The sequence below is a fragment of the Variovorax sp. LjRoot175 genome, assembly GCF_964253805.1.
Lineage (GTDB): Bacteria > Pseudomonadota > Gammaproteobacteria > Burkholderiales > Burkholderiaceae_C > Variovorax.
This window is the reverse complement of sequence record NZ_CAXURY020000003.1, coordinates 304211-320182: the sequence shown is the minus strand read 5'-3', so window position 1 is coordinate 320182 and position 15972 is coordinate 304211. Positions and strand designations below refer to the sequence as shown.

Here is a 15972-nt window from a genome sequence, read left to right as displayed (position 1 = left end):
GATCATTGCGGCTTGATGCCGGCCTGTTGGGCCAAGCCGGTGTAGCGCCGCGCCTCGGATTGCAGGAACTCGGCCGACTCCGACAGTGAGAGCACCTTGTGGACCTGCGAGCCTGTGGCAGTCAGTGACTCGCGCAACTGGGCATCGGCCATGGCCGCGGCCAACCCTGCGTGCAGTCGCGCCAGGATGGCCTGAGGCGTGCCCCGTCTGACCATCAGTCCGGCCCATGCTCCATAGTGAAAGCCGCTCGCGCTGCGGCTCTCGTCGAAGGAGGGGATGTCCTTGATCGCCGAGATGCGTTGCGGCGCTGCAATGCCCAGGATCTTGAGCCGGCCAGTGTGGGCGAGCCCCACATAGCTCGTGGTGAACGGCAAGAGCGCGAAGTCGATGGAGCCGACACCCAGATCCTGCAGCAAGGGCGCGCCGCCTTTGTACGGGATGTGCGCCAGCTTGCCGCCGACGCGCGCGCCCAAGTCCTCCGCCGCGAGGTGGAACATCGAACCGGCGCCGACGCTTCCGTAGTTGAGCGGATCCTGCGCGGACTTCGCCGCCGCAAGAAATTCGTCGATGGAGTTGGCGGGAAAGTCCTTGCGCACTAGCAGCACAAGAGGGTTCACGGTGAAGGGCGTGAGCAGCGTGAAGTCATCCGTCTTAATTTTCACGGCCGCATTGGCCAAGCCTGCGAGGATCACCTCGTTGGGCGACCCCTGGAAAACTGTGTAACCGTCGGCATTTGCGGCGAGCACCTTGTTCGCAGCTAGGGCGCCACCCACGCCGCCGAGGTTCTCGATCACCACGGGTTGGCCGAGTTCGCTCGACAGCCGCGGCGCGATGTTGCGGGCGATCACGTCGGCAGGGCCTCCCGCCGGATACGGCACCACCCAGGTAACGGGCTTGGTGGGGTAAGACTGCGCGCCGCCGGTGGCGTGCGTAAGCATGAACGCGGCGCAAGCCGCGAAACGCAGCAAATTTCTAATCATGGGCATCTCTCACTTCGTTAATGAGGCGCATGGTACAAACGCAGGCCTCATCGAAGATAGGCAGATTTCCGCCATCCGCGGCGCCAATTCGGACAACAAGTCGGCAATGGTTCGCTTCCGCATCCTCGTACCCAAAGGTTGCCTGCTCGGCTCGGTGTATTCGGTCATCGATGTGCTGCGCGAGGTGAATTCGCTCGCTGCCGCGCGTGCAGGGCGACGCGTCGCCATGCCCCTGTCGTGGCAGCTAATCGACTGTTCTGGGCAGAGCGTGTCCGCCCGCTATGTCTGCTACGCCTCGCACCAGGAGCGCGCGGCGGCGCGCGCGAGGCCGGATGAGCAAGTGGTGGTCGTGCCTCCGCTCATGATGATCACGATCCCGGGGCTGCGGCGCCTCGTCCAGCAAAATGCCGGCGCGGGGAAGCTGTTGCGTGAAGCCTGCGCACAACAGCAGTGGATCGCCGGTTGCGGCCTCGGACTGTGGATTCTCGGCAAGTCAGGGTTGTTGGCGCATCAGCCGACACCCCTTTCATGGCTTTACCAATCTGGCTTTATCGCGGACTTCCCGCAAGTGCCGGTCGAAAGCGAACATCCGATCGCAGTGGGCAGGCAAATGGTGCTGGCCAGTTCGCCTTCGCACATACACGAGATGACGCTCAAGGTGCTTGAGGCCTTGGGACTTTCGGACCTGGCAGGGGCCGCGCGCGACAAGTTCTGCGCCAACCCGGAACGGCAGCACCTGGTGCAAACGATCCCTGAGCAGGTTGTAGGTGTTTCCCGCGACGCGCCGCTTCACCGTGCAATTGCTTGGATGGAAGCCCATGCCGGCGAGTCGGTCGCCATGGGCGATGTGGCGAAGGCTGCAGCAGTGAGTGAGAGGACATTGGTGAGATTGTTCCAGCGCCACTTGGGAAAGCCGCCCTTGCGGTTTCTCAACGAAATCAGAGTCAAACGAGCGCAGATGTGGCTTCAGGTGACGTGGCGGTCCGTGCATGAAATCGCGCAGGCTTCGGGCTACGGCGAGCCGGCAGCATTTCGGCGCATGTTCCATCAAGTCACGGGAATGACTCCGGCGGAATATCGACGCCGGTTCACGATGCGAACGCCCCGAGCAGTCTGGCAGCTCGAAAGATTCGACGACGTGCTGACTTGACAACGACCACGCCGATAAATACGTAGGGCATGTCGAGATGTCCGCTTCTGGCCGACATCGGCTGGTCGGATCGTGGGACACCTGGGATGCGGCTGGGGCTTGCAAAGTGGAAGCGGAGTGCATTTTCGCTGGGGCACCTCTCGTTACGTTTCGCAACATCCTTCATGCTAGCGACGCGACATACGATGGGCGCAGGGCGTTGTAGGTAGGCAAGGGCGGTGTTCGCCCCGACAAGGAGTCCCCACAGTGAGCCTCAATCGTTCTCTCTTTCTCAAACTGGCCGCAGTTGGTGCTGTGGCAGCCAGTGCGCTCTTCGCCGCAGCCTCGGCCAATGCCGGCGCGAGTTGGTCTGTCGGCATCGACCTGCCGGGCGTTGCAATCGGCGTTGCCGAACCGGGCCCCGTGCACTACTACCAACCCGCACCGGTCTATTCGGCGCCGGCGCCCGTGTATTACGAGCCGGCTCCGCGCGCGTACTACCGCCCGCCGCCGCCGGTCTACTACCGTCCGGCGCCCGTGTACGACGTGCAGCCAGCCCCGGGCTACTGGCGGGGCGAACGTTGGCGCCATCACCATCGCCATCACCATCGCGACTGGGATGACCGCGGCGACCGGGACTATCGGTACTGAGACGTGCTGAATGTCCGGGGCCGGGATCGAACCGGCACGCCTTGCGGCCAGCACCTGTGTTTCTCCAGCTGGGGCGAGTGCCAAGATCAAAGCGCAGAGAGGCTGCTGCAATTGCGGCGCTCAGCTCGGCCAGGTCGGTAAGCGATGCGCTCTCCGCTGTCCAAGCGGGAAGTCGCGTTCTGTAGCGCTTTGCTGCTGGACAAGCCGAGCGCTTCAGTCGGCGCGATGCGTCTGAGCTATGCGATCCGATCAAGATCCGGTAGTGGCCGACTGCGGGCCTACCTCTTGGCCCGCATGAGGCGGCGCAGGACGGCGCCGCCGCGATGACGAACGGATTGAGAGAAGTGCTCATTTTCCGAGATGCGCCCCAGCGCGGCCAGGACCTCAGCATCGATTGGGGCGCCTTGTTCCAACCACCCAATGGCCAGACTTGGCCAGTAGTCAGTCGGCGAATTTAGTCCGGCCAGCAAGATCTGAACGACCGGGATATCGGCCGTATACGCGGAAAGCGGCGTCTCAAGATGCGGCAGCAAGCTCGAGGGTCCATGAAAAATTCTGACCTGGGATTGAACGTCCGGAGTTGGCCGAAGGCCGCCCCGTTGCTTGCGTCCTCGAGTCGCGATTCGCTCACTGTTCCAAGTTGGCTGGTCCTAAAGGCTTGCCGTCGTGGTGGTGTGGTATCCGGTGAGTCTGCCGCCCTGCGTCTCCTCAGCGCCGCGCCCCTTCCGGGTTGAGAAGAGCAAGGTTGCGGCCGCCAGCCCGAACAACGCAAGCAGTATCCACACGCCGAAGGCGTAGACCAGTCCAATCGGAACGAGAACAGCAAGGAGGAAAAAGAGCGCCCTCAGCATGGCATCAGTTTGCCTCTCTGAGTCCAGCTCGTACCGTGAAAAAGTGGACGCCCGGCGATAAATTGGTTGAGCGCGGTGGAGACGCTGGACCGTTGGCTCGAAGGTCTGTTGTTGGCCGACTGTAGCCAGTCAGCTCGCAGCTCGATCTGGTGAACTAGGGGGCAAAGCCCGAAAAGCGAAAGAACAGCCGGTTGATGAGACTTTGCACAAACCACCATTGGCCTACCAGCAAGCCGATGATTACTCCTGCCATAGGCCAGACCTTCGTGCCGGTCTGAAAGAGAAGTCGGGCTGCGAGCAAAGCACTCACGCCCCCCAGCAAAGACAGGTACGTGTAATACGAGCTGGTGCTCCAAAGAGTCTTAGAAGCCAGGATGGTGAGGCAAGACGCACAGGCGAACGGCCCCCAAAGTTTGACTTGTTGCAAGGTCATAAAGCTGATTTTCGAGGCTGGAGCGAACTTCCGCTATTGGCCGGGTCCGGGTGTACGCAAACGTCAGGCGCGCAACGGTGCTGCGTCAAACTAAACTGACATGGCGGGCGGCGTTTGCACGCACAACTCCAGGAGTCCCCATGAACGCAACTCGACGTCAAATGGTGATGGCGGCCGGCTCAGCCGTGCTCGCCGGATGCGCCACGCCGATCGGCGACGCAGCCGACTGGCAGCAGTTCAGCGCCGGCGACGGCACGCGCGTCTCCTACCGCCGATGGCTGCCCGCTGGTACGCCCAAGACGGTATTGCAGGTGGTGCACGGGGCAGCCGAGCACAGCAGCCGCTACGACCGCTTCGCGAAGCTTGCCGTGGCCAGCGGCTACGCGGTCTACGCCACCGATCATCGCGGTCACGGCCGCACGCGGCTGCACTCTGGCAAAACCGGCGACGCCGGCCCCGACGCCTGGAACCGCATGGTTGAAGACGAGATCGCGTTCAGTCAACGGCTGCGGACTGCCCACCCGGGCGCCAAGCTTGTACTTTTCGGCCACAGCCTCGGCTCGTTCATGGCGCAGGACTACATCGAGCGCCGCGCCGACCTGCTGGACGGGCTGATTCTCAGCGGCACGTCATACCGGCCAGGGCCACCTGCGGGATTGATCGACGCGCTGAATGAGGCCGTGCAAAGAGATGCGCTGGGCGATTCCGCTATCTGGGCCGGCCTGTTCAGGGACTTCAACAAGCCATTCAACGGAACGACCGGCTTCGAGTGGCTAAGCCGCGATGCCGACGAGGTCAAGAAGTACACGACAGATCCGCTCTGTGGCTTCGCGTTCACGAATGAGCTTGCGCGCGACATCTTTGTTGGCTTCGCACGCATGCGCGACCCGGCCCTCGAGGCGCGCATCCCGAAGACCCTGCCGGTGCTCGTCATTCAGGGCGAGCTCGACCCGGTCGGCGAGAACCTGGTCGGCACTCGGCGGCTGGTGGAGCGCTACAACGCGCTCGGCCTGACTCGCATCGAGACGCACTACTACCCCGGCGCCCGTCACGAAGTGCTGAACGAAACCAACCGCGACGAGGTGCAGCGCGACGTTCTCGCCTGGCTTGCGAAGACGATGTAAGGGACTCAGGCGGTTGCAGGCCGTCCGAGGGCGACTCAACCGCCTTGAAGCTGTCGGTCGCGACCGTCGGGTCCTGGCCGAATGTGGAACTACCCAGCGACATACATCGTGGTTTCTGGCAGTTCGCCCGCCGACCAGTGCGCGAAGACCTTTTGAGCCGCACGGTCAGCGACGCGACGCTGGCCATCACCGGGCATCGGCTCAAGTAGCTCAAACTTTCCAGTTTTCTTGACGAGCTTCAGCCGCCCGGAGACCGCTTCGACCTTCTCATTGCGGTTTGGCCCGACCGCACGGTAGAGATTGCTGCTGAACTGGTAGACACATTCACGCTCGTCGTCTGAGAGGCGCCGCAGACTGATGCACATCCAGTCGAGGTACTCATCGGAATCAGGCGTCGATGGCGATGGCTGCGTGGGCATGCTTTCTGGAGACCACAGGGGTCGCATGAGTTGCTGAAGGTGGGAGTTCGGGCCGAATCGTGCCACAGCGACGAAGGTCCGGTCTTGGCCGGGTCTTGGCCGACTGCAGCCGCGAGGAGGTCATGCGCCGAAGTTAGCCGCGGGTCACCACGTCGTCAAATTCTTGGCCGTTTTCGAGGATCGATGACCTCGATGACAGGCGTCCCCGGCGTGGCCGGCCGGGCTGCTCCTGGTTCGCGCTGCGGTGCTCATCCCTACGAGAAGTTCCATAGCCCAGGGTGCAAAATCTCCCTGTCCACGCCATCAAGGAGAGCCTCGCATGCCTACGCAGCCGGACATCCGCTACGTCAGCAGTCTCGACGGCACTCGGCTCGCAATGGCGACGTGGGGCAGCGGGCCGGTGACGGTCTGCGTCTCGATGCACTTGGGCGACTGGATGGACGCACCGACCGTCGGCACCGAGCATTGGATCCGCCTGTTCGCACAGCACGGCCGTTTCGTTCGCTACGACGTGCGTGGGTGCGGCCTGTCGGCGCGCGAACCCGAGCGATTGAGCTTCGATGCCTGCATCGAGGACCTCGAAGCTGTGGTCGCTGCGCAGCCCTCTGCACCGGTGTCACTGTGTGCACTGACGCACGGTGCGCCGCTGGCGATCGCCTATGCGGCACGTCACCCGGAGCGCGTCAGCCGGCTGTTCGTCTACGGCGGCTACCTCCACGGCCGTCTGCGGCGCAATGAAGATGCCGCGCACCTCAAGGAAACACAGGCCGTGCTCGACGCGATCGAGGTCGTCTTCGGCGAACGGGTGCCCTACAGCACGGCTTTCCTTCGCGCTATGACCTCGCGCATCTATCCCCATGCCACAGCGCAGCAGATGGACCTGGTGGACGCCTCGGTCATCGATCGCATCGCCCGCGCAGCCGCGACGGCCTACACGCGCATGAGCTTCGACGCCGACGTCGAACAGCCCGCGCACGACCTTCGCTGTCCGGTGTTGGTGATGCACGCACGCAACGATCTCGTCGTGCCTTTCGAGCAGGGCAGCCGACTCGCCGCCGTGGCGCCGCAGGCGCGCTTCGTTCCCTTCGAAAGTGATCATCATCTACCGCTCGAAACCGACGCCAACTGGCCTGCGGTCGCGGCCGAACTCAGCGCGTTCTTCGGCTGGGGCGGAACGGAGGGCGTACACCCGGGCTCGCCGCTGCGCACCGCGCCGACCGCGACGCTGACGGCGCGCCAGATCGAGGTGCTGCGTCTGGTCAGCCATGGCCACACCGACAAGCAGGTCGCCAAGGCGCTCGGCCTGAGTCCGCGCACGGTCGAGATGCATGCCGCGCACGCAATGCAGTCGCTTGGATGCCGCTCGCGCGCTGAAGCCGTGCGGCAGGCCCTGCAACGCGGCATGCTGGAATGAGCCGGGTCTGCAAGGACCCTACCGTAGTTCTACGGGGGGGCCTGCGATCCCGGGCCCGTAGTGGACCGTCTTTCGCGACGAGCGCGCGTCGGTGAGACTGGCGGCGTCTTCAACGGATGGAGCAGCCGACATGAGCATCGCCCTCGACGCCTGGTTTTTCTTCGATCGCACCATGCATCGCCCATCGCGGGCGTCCGGGCGCGTCGCGTCCGCACAGCCGCCGACTACCCGGGCGCTCGCGCGACACGCCACCTGGACTATCGACGATCCGCGACCCTTCCGGGTCGAATGCCTCGTCGGCATCGTGTGGATCACGCAGGACGGCGATCCCCGCGACGTGATCCTCGTGGCCGGCGAGACGTACCGACCCGACCGCGTTGCGCGCATGCTCGTGCATGCACTGGATGAGGCGCAGGTGCGCTTGGCGCGCGGGGGATGAGGCGACGGCGCGTCGATTTCGAGCGCACGGCCCAGTCCGGCCCAACACGGCGGATGCTCGATATTGAGGAGCATCCCATGTCGCAAGCTCAGCGACAGACTTGCTTGCAGCAGATCTCGAATGTCCGTTAGTGGCCCGAATTCTGCCCTCCGCAGGGTCACTCGAAATCCAGTGCTCGGCCTGCAGCATCCTTGAACCAGGTGATGAAGTCAGGGAACTCACCAGAGTCCTCCCAGCCCGGCCCGGCAAAGTCGTGGACGATGACCACTCGCTCGCCCTTGCCAGCCTCCCAGCAGGCTACATCGTCGCTGCCCATGTCACGGAAAAAGGGAACCAGCTGCCTGTCCGGGTAGCGTTTGGCCAAACCGTCTAGGCGGACGCGCAGCCACTTGCCCTCCAGCAGTTGCCAAGGGTCTAGGTCGAGGACGCCCAGCTCGACCGCCCGCATGAAATGACGCGGGTACTTGAACCATGATGGGCGCTCGGATTCGGTCAGCAAATCGGGCATCGCGATGTTCGATTGGGAGGTCGATGGGAAGGTCCGGTCTTGGCCGACTAAAGACGTACCGAGCTGTCCCCCGAACTGCAACGCTCAAATGCTCGAAGAACCGCATCGGCCATGAGCCGGCTATCTGTTCGACCGACGTGCAGTGCGTCATGGTCCAGCGGATGAAAGCCTCTTTCATCGCCAGTCGCCCCGCCGTTTCGATGCGGTGTGAGACGGAGAACCTCTCCATCAAAATCCACAGTGACCAACGCGGCCGTCTTCTGAAACGCAGTTTCGGTTTTGACTCCGGCGACGGCCAGCCTTGGCGCTGCGTGCTCCTTCCAATCGCTTGGATGCGGAATGCGTTTGGTCGACTCGCTGAGCGCATGCCACACAGCTTGTTCAAGCTCAGGTGACGGAGCCACGGAAGGCAACGCCCGATAGGGCTCCGACGCCACCTCCATTCCGCTGCTGGTTTTGCGCAGGGGACAGACGACGAACCGAGTCGGGAACCTGTAGACCGATGCGCGTTGTGGTTCCATACGGTTCAAAGTTGAGAAGCTAGATTCGAGGGGCTGGTAGGCGATTGTTGATGCCTTTTCGGTTGGTGTGCACGCGCTTCAGGATGGGCCTCCTCGACCCGAACCAACTCGTCGCGCACCGCGATCGTCCGCTATCGAGCGAATTCTGCGGCAAGGCCGACCGGCTGCTTCTATGAGGACTCGTCTGTCAAGCCTTTTTGATCAACGAATCGATGGGCGGTCGTTCATGGCGGCACCTGCGTGTTGCTGAGCGGGTGAGGCAGTGGCGTGGCATGGGTGATGCATCCTGATCCGAGGCCGGGGTATGGCGAGCGTTCGAGCCAGTGCTCGGACGAACTTCTATCCGTGCAGGGCGTGCAAGCCCTGCACCTCATGCTGCATGCGCGCGAGCGCACTGGCAACCCCGGTTACCGACGCGCCCCTTCTTTTGGGTCGGTCACTTCTGTGCAGTGACCCGCAGCCGGTTCGGGCGCGTCGACCTTTGATCATGATGATTCGTTCCTTGGCAAGCCGTGCTTCAATGTGAGGGCTGGCAGTGCCTCAAGCGATGGCTGGCTTGAGAGTCGCCCCGGCCGGAATCTCGCCGTTCTGCAGATAGCGCCACAGCGCGATCGCCAGTCTCCTCGCCAAGGCCGCGATGCCCACTCTGCGCATGCGCTTGCCCCCACCAGCGAAGCGCCGGTTGAACCACTGGGTCAAGGCGCTTTTGGCCGTGTGCCATCTCAGCATACCGGCCCACGATTGGCCACTGAGACTTGTCCTCCCGCCGGAAGTTTCAAGACCTGGGGAGACGTTCAGAAAAGACCTTGCTGTGAGGTTGCCAGGGCCATGAAATTCTCCCCCATCGGCTGGAGGATGGCGTCGGCAATCGGCTGCAGCTGCTTGGTCAGGTAGTGTTCGTAGTCGATGCGGGAATGGCGCGTCTCCAGCGGCTCCGGCCCATTTTGAGTCATGACGTATCGAATCCAACCACCTTTCTGATACTGCTTAGGTCGCTTGACCCGACCGTTGTGCTCGTCGGCGATGCGAGCTGCGCGGACCTGCGGCGGCACGTTGACCAAGTAGGCATCGAGGTGATGACGCAAGCGCTTCCTGTAGATGAGAAGGTCATCCTTCCGGCCAGTCAGCATCGACTGCGCATAGTCGGTCACGAACTTCTTGTAAGGGTCGCCGTGGAAGATGCGCGAAAGCAGACCCTCCTGAAACTGGCGCGCCAACGGGGTCCAGTCGCTGCGGGCCATCTCCAAGCCGCGGTAGACCATCTCCTCCTTGCCCGTAGCGTCCACGCTCAGGCCTGCGTAGCGCTTCTTGCTGCCCACGTCCGAGCCACGAATGGTGGGCATAAAGAACTTCTTGTAGTGGGTGTCGAACTCGATTTCGAGGAAGTTCTCCAGCCCGTGCTCCTCGCGGAGGGTGCGCGTCCACCAGTCGTTGATATCTCTCACCAGGTTCGCCGCGATGGCGTGCGCTTGCTCGATTGTGTGGGTGCGCCTGAGCCAAATGAAGATGGAGTCGGTGTCACCATAGATGGCCTCGTAACCCCGGTTCTCCACGAATTCGCGCGTGAGCTTCATCAACTCGTGCCCACGTAACGTTACGGCGGAGACGACCTGGGGATTGAAGAAGCGGCAGTCGGCCGCACCCAGCACTCCGGCGAAGGAGTTCATGAGCAGCTTCAAGGCTTGCGACAGCGACTCGTTCTTGGCCAGCTTGGCCTCGTCCCGAGCCCGCCAGAGGGTGGTCACGATTTCTGGCAGGCAATGCTTCTCGCGCGAGAACGAGGTCCCTCGCGGGCCCTTGATGACCATTGCCGGGTCGCTGGCGTTCGAGCCTTCCACAAAGCCCACAGGGTCGACCAGGAACGTTCGAATAATCGAGGGGTAGAGGCTCTTGTAGTCCAGGACCACGACGGAATCGTAGAACCCTGGCTTCGAGTCCATCACGTACCCACCAGGAAAGGCCTTGCTCGGAATCTCGCCCACGTTTGGCGCCACGTAGCCCAGGCGATGCATCCGCGGCAGATAGTGGTGGCTGAACGCGGCAATGGAGCCACCGAAGTGGTCCGCCTGCAGGCCCGTGGTGTGGGCACGTTCCATCACGAATTGCAGCAGCTTCGCCTTGTCGAAGATGCGCAGAACCAGCTCGCAGTCTCGAATGTTGTAGAGCGCGAGCGCGGTCTTGTCCTCCTGGTATCGCCGCTCAATCTCGGCCATCTTGTCGTACTCATCGCCGATGGCCTTGCCCTCGCCCAGCAGTTCTTGTGAAACGGCCTCAAGGCTGAAGGAAGGAAAGCTCCACGACGCGGCTTTGAGTGCGTCGATGCCGTCGATGACCACCCGGCCAGGCATGGCCGCGAACAGATAGCCCTGCTTTCCCGGATGGGTCCGCCAATCGATGGGCCGACGCTCTCGCCCGAGAAGGAACTTCGCCCCACACGCGTCGGCTGCCTTCTGAAGGACTCGCAGGTCGAACTGAATGACGCTCCACCCGATGATGACGTCCGGGTCGTTCCTCTCGAACCAGTCATTGAGCCTCTCAAGCATGGCCTTGCGGGTTGGGCAATAGATGAGCGAGAAATTCATGGGCTCCCCCGGCTCAGGTGGCGGCTCGCCCAGCATGAAGACAACACGGTCTTCCTTACCGTCCAGCGCAATGGAATAGAGCTCCTCGTCTTGACTCGTCTCGATGTCCAGCGACACCACTTTCAGCACCGGCCGGAAATGGGGCGCAGGCTTGAGCTTGCAGTCGACGATGGTGGAGCGGTCTGCCCTCCCTCCCTCCACCAGCACGCCAGCCGTGATGAATCGCTCCATCAGGTAGCGGTCGTGCGGGCGCACGTCGGCTTCGAGCAGGGGAATGCTCTGTGTCCGGAGGGTACGTGCCAGTTGACCTAGTTGGCGGAAGTGCTTCGCATAGACACCGACAACAGGTTCCTGATGGAATGTCTTCAGCTCGAGCTCACGCAGTTGCATCCCTGGCATGGCGGCGAGGTGCGCTTCAACCGACGCCCTGTGCTGTGTTTCGACGAATGCGACGGAGGTCTGGGAGGTCAGGACTACCTTCATCGGCCCCGCATCTGTTGCCAGCCAGTACTCGATTTCGGTGCCGGCCGTGACATCACGCCAGCGGCGAGTGAGGATGAAGCCCTTGAGTTCGGTGGGGAGCACGAGAGCTTAAAGAATCGGGTGGCAAAGAAAGGCGGGCTTGCGCATGACCGATTTTCGCCCAGTTGGGGCCGCATTCCGCAGGCAGGCAGGCGAGCGGCGCGTTGTGGCCGTAAGCCGCTCGTGACGCGCTTCATGTTAAAACTAAACTCGACCTCCCTGTGTTCGCATGCGGCAAGGGACAGTGGTCATGACGTAGTAGCAGTTGTCCCCAGCCATAATGAGTGCCGCAGATTTCCTCCTCGCTCCAGAAGTCCAGAAGTTGCTGAAGGTCGTTTTCGCAGCACCGACCGATAAGTTTTCCGTCTCAGAGCTCGCCAAGAAGGCCAAGTTGGATGCAGACGATGTTGAGCGGACACAGGAGCATCTCATCAAGAGCGGCATCCTGACCAGGCACAAGTCGGAGGTCGACGAACCTGGGACGGTCGAGGCGAACATGTCGTTCGTTTTCTACAACGAGCTTCGGTCTATCGCTCTCAAGTCGTTCGCTGCCGCGGAACCCCTCCGTACGATGCTGCGTTCAAAGTTCAAGGATTCTGTTCTGCGTGCCTACATCCTCGGAGAAGGCAAGGAGGCCACGATTGAACTGCTTGTGGTGCACGGCCAGCAGGTCCCTGATGAAGTGGCAATGTCAGCGGCTTGCCAGAAGGTCTCGGCAGCTATTGGCCGGCACCTCCAGGTCCACGTCATTTCTAGCAAGCGTCACGCCGCCCTCGCCATGCGCGACGACCTTGGCCGGAAACTGGCTGCTCCCACTGCGTTCGAAATCATTGCAGAAGGTGAAACCAACGCGAGGCGTGGCGTTGAGCGCGGAGGCTTCCTGCAGAGTGCCAAAGAGAAGCTGGTGGCCCTGGCTAGGTAGCAACGGTCTCACTGGGCGGTGTTCGCGCCGGCGACCCGAACGGGCCCGCAGCTGAAGTTCACGTCGGCCCATTGCTGACGTTGGAGCGTCAGTTGTCGAGGAAGTCCTTGACGGCGCGCACCGTGGCCTCGGGTTGCTCCTCCATCAGCCAGTGCCCGGCATCCGGCACCACCAGTTCGGTGACGTTCAGCGCGGCGTTGCGCATGACGACGGCCTCCATCGCCCCGAAGGACTTCGCCCCGCCGATGGCCAGCACCGGCATCGAAAGCTTGGTGGCCATGGACTGGAGGTTGTCTTCCGCATCCTTGGGGATCGCCAGGAACTGAGCGAACGCAGCGCGCATCGCACCGGGGCGCGCGTAGATCCTGGCGTAGTGCCGTCGTGTCGCCTCGTCGACCTTCGAAGGATCGCCTGCGAACTCGTTCCAGAAGCGGTCGAGGTAGATCCGCTCGCGACCCTTCACCAGCCGCAACGCGTCAGGCCCGCCGAACGAAAAGTGCCAGAGCTGCGGCGAGCGGACCATCTGATCCCACGGCGGAATGCCGGGGACAGGCGCATCCATCACGACGAGGCTGGTGGTCCTGTCCGGATATCGAGCGGCGTACGCATAGGCGACCATGGTCCCTATGTCGTGCCCGACCACATCGGACCGATCGATCTTGAGCCGTTCGAGCACGCTGCGCATGTCGGCCGCCTGGGTTCTCTTATCATAGCCTTCGATAGGTATGGAGGAGAGGCCCATGCCCCTCAGATCGGGCACGACCACCGTGTGATTCCTGGAGAGGACTGCAGCCAGTGGCGCCCACATGTCTCCGGTATCGCCGAAACCGTGGATCAGAAGGACTGCGGGCCCGGTACCACCGACCCGGACGTTCAGCACGGCGCCCTCGGTGGCAATGCGTTCCGTCCGAAAGTTCGAAGGAAAGGGCTTCACCTGGGCTTGAACCTGGTTCGACAGGAACAGCAGCATCAAGGTCAACGCGCCCAGCAGCCCTTGCACGGCACGGCTGCTTCGAAAGATGGACGACAAGCGCCATCGCCTGCGTTGCATGTTGGGGTTGAACGACATCGCGCGCCTTTGCAGTGGAAACCGCGTCAGGTTGCGCCGAAACGCTGCACAAGTCGTTGGCCGGATGTCCGCCGGACTTGGCAATTCGTTCGCGCGTGTTCGGCTACGCGCGGGGGCCGGCTACGACGTCAAAATCGCCGCGTACCGCCGTCGAAACTCGGCAGGCGTCAAGCCGTTGATCCGTTTGAAGGTACGCGAGAAGGCAGCTGCATCGCGAAATCCCCAGCGGGCCGAAATCTCGGAAATCGAGGTGCGCTTCGGATCGGAGGCCGCAAGGTCGGCCATGCACCCGCGCAGGCGGCACTCCCGGATGCTTCCCGCGAGTGTCTGGCCAAGTTCGGCCATCGCTTCGTAAACCATGGTGCGCGAAACGCCGACGACAGAAGCAATCCGCTTTGCGCCCAGGTCCGGATTGTCAATCTCGGCATCGATCAACTGGTTGATCCGCGCGGCCAGCGTCGCCAGACTTGACGTGCACGAAACGGCAGGCAGGCAAGCTCGCGTCATCAATGCGGGAAACTGATCGGCCGCCAGTTCGGCAATCAGATGCACCTGGTCGAGATCTGCGGCCAAGCCGGAGATATAGCCGGCCACGAGTGCGCCCGCGCCCGCCGGTCCGATGACGAGCGAAGCAGATTCCTTGGCACGCTCCTCGAGCCGGCGCAAGGTGGTGCCGTCGAAAGCAATGCAAATGACGTCGACACCCATTTCGAAACTCAGCTCGAAAGGTTGATTCGTGTCGACGACCATCACTTCGCCAGCGCGAGCCCGTCCGCTTCGACCGCCTTGCTTCACGCCGGCTTCCCCTGACAAGATCAGATTGGCGAAGAAGCTTCCGTTCTGCCGCTTTGCAATGCCCGGCGCGGTACGGAAGACGAGACTTCCTGCGCTGACGACGCGGGAAACCTTGAGGCGTTCGCCACCGTTTCGCACGATGCGTCCATGAAACGCTGCCCGTGAAGGAGCCTCGGGCTCCAGCGGCAAGTACGCTTGGGTCACGCAGTCGCGCCAGTATGCGAATCTGTCACGGGCGGAAACGTCGCAGGTGTCCCAGATCATTGGCATGTGCGCTCCTCTAGCGGCTCCGTCCGGCTGCAAGCAAGGCAATTCCAATGCGCAAATGTAGGCTCATGGCGAAGGTCTGCAGTTGGGCCGTTTCCGGCTGTCGGCCGCATTCTGCCCTGCCCGGTCCGCCCTTCCCACTGTGGCTGGGCCTCAGCGGGTTTGGCGCCGCCCCCGGCCGATCCCTCGTCGCACTGGCGGGCCAAGGCGCCCCCAGGGGCGCACGAGATCGCCTGCCAGGCGGCGCTGCCGCCCCGGCCGGCCGCCGCCTCCCGGCTTGGCCGCGAGTTCCAACCAAGCTGCAAAAAATTCCAAGTAAGTTGAAAACCGACAACGGATCCCGCGTTCGGCTCGGACCAAAGCGCCAGGCATCCACGTGAATCACGAGGCGCGACGGGTGCCTACGTCGAACTGATTTCGATGGGTTGGCATGAGGCGGTCCACTGGGTGGGACATGCGAGCCGGTTGAACCGGCAATTCGGTCGACGCTTTGGCGTACGGGGTGTTGCACACCAGACGGCGGTTGAGGTCTGGCGCGCCGTCGGTCCACCAGACCGGGCCACGCTCGCCCAGGGCGAGCTTGGCGGCGTTCGCCGGGTCTCGGGCCTGGCGCAGCGCCGCGGCTTCGCCGCTGCGCCGGGCTGCTGCCACCGCGCGGCGGGCGTCCATCAACCGGTCGATCAGGTGCTGGCGCTCCTCGCGAGTCAGACCAGGATTGACGGCGCGCCACAGGCGCCCGCGCACGATGATGAGTAGCGCCCGTCGGGCGTGAGCGGGGCGTTGACCGGGTGTGGCTCCGCCATGGCGGGTTTGTCGCTCGACGGCTCAGTCACGCGGTCGAGCCGCCCGCCGCGTGGCGCAGCGCGCCCAACTGCCGAGCTTCCTCGGCGTCGCGCAGGCTCCTGGCGGCGCGGGCGGCCGAATACTCGACGAAGAGGGCGTCGATGGTCCGGGCCCACTGCTCGACTGCTTTCTGTCGGCCGTCTGCCAGCATGCGGCCCTTGAGGATCGGCTCGGCGTCTGACTGGTGCTGCTGATCGGAAGGGCGGCGGGAGGGAAAGGCTGGAAAGGCTGGAACGGCGACGCCGGCCCGGCGAAGGATGGTCTCTTTCTGGTCCGTGGTGAGCATGGCGGTCTCCAGCAAGTGCCGTTCCAGCTTTGCCCTATCGGAAAAACGGCGCCGTCGGTGATTTCTGATTCGCGTGGTCGGCCGGCCGGCTCAACTGTGCGCTGGTCGGCCTGATGCTGAAAAAGTGAGGGCCGGTCGGTGGAACGCAAGGGCCGCGGCGATGCGCACTGCGGTGCTCGAGGCGGGCGCCCCAGCGGCTGCGCCGCTGTCGGGCTGC

16 protein-coding genes and 1 pseudogene are annotated in these 15972 nt (G+C 63.2%); 6 read left to right on the top strand and 11 right to left on the bottom strand.

Features of this window, described 5'->3' with window-relative positions:
* Positions 1-2: 2 nt before the first annotated feature.
* Positions 3-980: a Bug family tripartite tricarboxylate transporter substrate binding protein gene (locus ACSQ89_RS39350; protein ID WP_436297557.1), complete on the bottom strand. Its 978-nt coding sequence runs from the start codon at positions 978-980 to the stop codon at positions 3-5.
* Between ACSQ89_RS39350 and ACSQ89_RS39345 the strand changes: the two genes are divergently transcribed.
* Positions 937-2130 carry a GlxA family transcriptional regulator gene (locus ACSQ89_RS39345; protein WP_436297556.1) on the top strand — a complete coding sequence of 398 codons (1194 nt, stop codon included), beginning with the start codon at positions 937-939 and terminating at the stop codon, positions 2128-2130. The genes ACSQ89_RS39350 and ACSQ89_RS39345 overlap by 44 nt on opposite strands.
* Before the next feature lie 294 nt (positions 2131-2424).
* Positions 2425-2760, top strand: coding sequence for a hypothetical protein (locus tag ACSQ89_RS39340; protein WP_436297555.1), 336 nt, complete (start codon positions 2425-2427; stop codon positions 2758-2760).
* A 278-nt stretch (positions 2761-3038) separates the two neighbouring features.
* On the opposite strand, the gene ACSQ89_RS39335 is transcribed toward ACSQ89_RS39340, so the two are convergent.
* Both ACSQ89_RS39335 and ACSQ89_RS39330 read right to left on the bottom strand, forming a co-directional pair.
* Positions 3039-3293, bottom strand: a complete 255-nt coding sequence (locus ACSQ89_RS39335; RefSeq protein WP_436297554.1) for a hypothetical protein — start codon at positions 3291-3293, stop codon at positions 3039-3041.
* 117 nt (positions 3294-3410) lie between these two features.
* Entirely contained in the window at positions 3411-3611 is a 201-nt protein-coding gene (locus tag ACSQ89_RS39330; protein ID WP_436297553.1) for a hypothetical protein, read from the bottom strand.
* Positions 3612-4184: 573 nt separating this feature from the next.
* Here ACSQ89_RS39330 and ACSQ89_RS39325 point away from each other — a divergent pair.
* Positions 4185-5168 (top strand): lysophospholipase, encoded by a 984-nt coding sequence (locus ACSQ89_RS39325; RefSeq protein ID WP_436297552.1) that lies wholly within the window; start codon positions 4185-4187, stop codon positions 5166-5168.
* A gap of 89 nt (positions 5169-5257) precedes the next feature.
* Here ACSQ89_RS39325 and ACSQ89_RS39320 read toward each other — a convergent pair whose 3' ends face one another.
* On the bottom strand, positions 5258-5587 hold the full coding sequence (locus tag ACSQ89_RS39320; protein WP_436297551.1) for a hypothetical protein: 330 nt from the start codon (positions 5585-5587) through the stop codon (positions 5258-5260).
* 319 nt (positions 5588-5906) lie between these two features.
* Here ACSQ89_RS39320 and ACSQ89_RS39315 point away from each other — a divergent pair, with 319 nt between their 5' ends.
* Entirely contained in the window at positions 5907-7001 is a 1095-nt protein-coding gene (locus tag ACSQ89_RS39315) for an alpha/beta fold hydrolase (RefSeq protein ID WP_436297550.1), read from the top strand.
* A gap of 130 nt (positions 7002-7131) precedes the next feature.
* Positions 7132-7440, top strand: coding sequence for a DUF2917 domain-containing protein (locus ACSQ89_RS39310; protein WP_436297549.1), 309 nt, complete (start codon positions 7132-7134; stop codon positions 7438-7440).
* 157 nt (positions 7441-7597) lie between these two features.
* Here ACSQ89_RS39310 and ACSQ89_RS39305 read toward each other — a convergent pair whose 3' ends face one another.
* The 3 genes and pseudogenes from ACSQ89_RS39305 to ACSQ89_RS39295 all read right to left on the bottom strand — a co-directional run bounded on the left by ACSQ89_RS39305 (position 7598) and on the right by ACSQ89_RS39295 (position 11636).
* Positions 7598-7948 carry a hypothetical protein gene (locus ACSQ89_RS39305; RefSeq protein WP_436297548.1) on the bottom strand — a complete coding sequence of 117 codons (351 nt, stop codon included), beginning with the start codon at positions 7946-7948 and terminating at the stop codon, positions 7598-7600.
* Positions 7949-9009: 1061 nt separating this feature from the next.
* Positions 9010-9174: pseudogene (locus ACSQ89_RS39300) on the bottom strand (IS110 family transposase); the annotation flags it as partial.
* A gap of 89 nt (positions 9175-9263) precedes the next feature.
* Positions 9264-11636 carry a DNA polymerase II gene (locus ACSQ89_RS39295; protein WP_436297547.1) on the bottom strand — a complete coding sequence of 791 codons (2373 nt, stop codon included), beginning with the start codon at positions 11634-11636 and terminating at the stop codon, positions 9264-9266.
* 259 nt (positions 11637-11895) lie between these two features.
* On the opposite strand from ACSQ89_RS39295, the gene ACSQ89_RS39290 reads away from it, so the two are divergent.
* On the top strand, positions 11896-12495 hold the full coding sequence (locus ACSQ89_RS39290) for a hypothetical protein (RefSeq protein WP_436297546.1): 600 nt from the start codon (positions 11896-11898) through the stop codon (positions 12493-12495).
* Between the two features lie 88 nt (positions 12496-12583).
* Here the strand turns inward: ACSQ89_RS39290 and ACSQ89_RS39285 are convergent, their stop codons facing one another.
* The 4 genes from ACSQ89_RS39285 to ACSQ89_RS39270 form a co-directional block, all read right to left on the bottom strand.
* A complete protein-coding gene (locus tag ACSQ89_RS39285) occupies positions 12584-13465 on the bottom strand; it encodes an alpha/beta fold hydrolase (RefSeq protein WP_436297845.1) in 882 nt (293 codons plus the stop codon).
* Between the two features lie 219 nt (positions 13466-13684).
* The gene (locus tag ACSQ89_RS39280; protein WP_436297545.1) at positions 13685-14629 is read right to left on the bottom strand and encodes a helix-turn-helix domain-containing protein; all 945 of its coding nucleotides are present in this window, start codon (positions 14627-14629) and stop codon (positions 13685-13687) included.
* A gap of 378 nt (positions 14630-15007) precedes the next feature.
* A complete protein-coding gene (locus ACSQ89_RS39275) occupies positions 15008-15370 on the bottom strand; it encodes a hypothetical protein (protein ID WP_436297544.1) in 363 nt (120 codons plus the stop codon).
* 85 nt (positions 15371-15455) lie between these two features.
* On the bottom strand, positions 15456-15755 hold the full coding sequence (locus tag ACSQ89_RS39270) for a hypothetical protein (protein ID WP_436297543.1): 300 nt from the start codon (positions 15753-15755) through the stop codon (positions 15456-15458).
* Between the last annotated feature and the right edge of the window lie 217 nt (positions 15756-15972).

Bases quoted from the DNA above. Each gene is read 5' to 3' on its own strand.
- ACSQ89_RS39345 (WP_436297556.1), top strand. From the start codon at position 937: ATGAACGCGGCGCAAGCCGCGAAACGCAGCAAATTTCTAATCATGGGC.
- ACSQ89_RS39305 (WP_436297548.1), bottom strand. From the start codon at position 7,948: ATGCCCGATTTGCTGACCGAATCCGAGCGCCCATCATGGTTCAAGTAC.
- ACSQ89_RS39280 (WP_436297545.1), bottom strand. From the start codon at position 14,629: ATGCCAATGATCTGGGACACCTGCGACGTTTCCGCCCGTGACAGATTC.
- ACSQ89_RS39310 (WP_436297549.1), top strand. From the start codon at position 7,132: ATGAGCATCGCCCTCGACGCCTGGTTTTTCTTCGATCGCACCATGCAT.
- ACSQ89_RS39330 (WP_436297553.1), bottom strand. From the start codon at position 3,611: ATGCTGAGGGCGCTCTTTTTCCTCCTTGCTGTTCTCGTTCCGATTGGA.
- ACSQ89_RS39315 (WP_436297550.1), top strand. From the start codon at position 5,907: ATGCCTACGCAGCCGGACATCCGCTACGTCAGCAGTCTCGACGGCACT.
- ACSQ89_RS39285 (WP_436297845.1), bottom strand. From the start codon at position 13,465: ATGCTGCTGTTCCTGTCGAACCAGGTTCAAGCCCAGGTGAAGCCCTTT.
- ACSQ89_RS39325 (WP_436297552.1), top strand. From the start codon at position 4,185: ATGAACGCAACTCGACGTCAAATGGTGATGGCGGCCGGCTCAGCCGTG.
- ACSQ89_RS39320 (WP_436297551.1), bottom strand. From the start codon at position 5,587: ATGCCCACGCAGCCATCGCCATCGACGCCTGATTCCGATGAGTACCTC.
- ACSQ89_RS39270 (WP_436297543.1), bottom strand. From the start codon at position 15,755: ATGCTCACCACGGACCAGAAAGAGACCATCCTTCGCCGGGCCGGCGTC.
- ACSQ89_RS39350 (WP_436297557.1), bottom strand. From the start codon at position 980: ATGATTAGAAATTTGCTGCGTTTCGCGGCTTGCGCCGCGTTCATGCTT.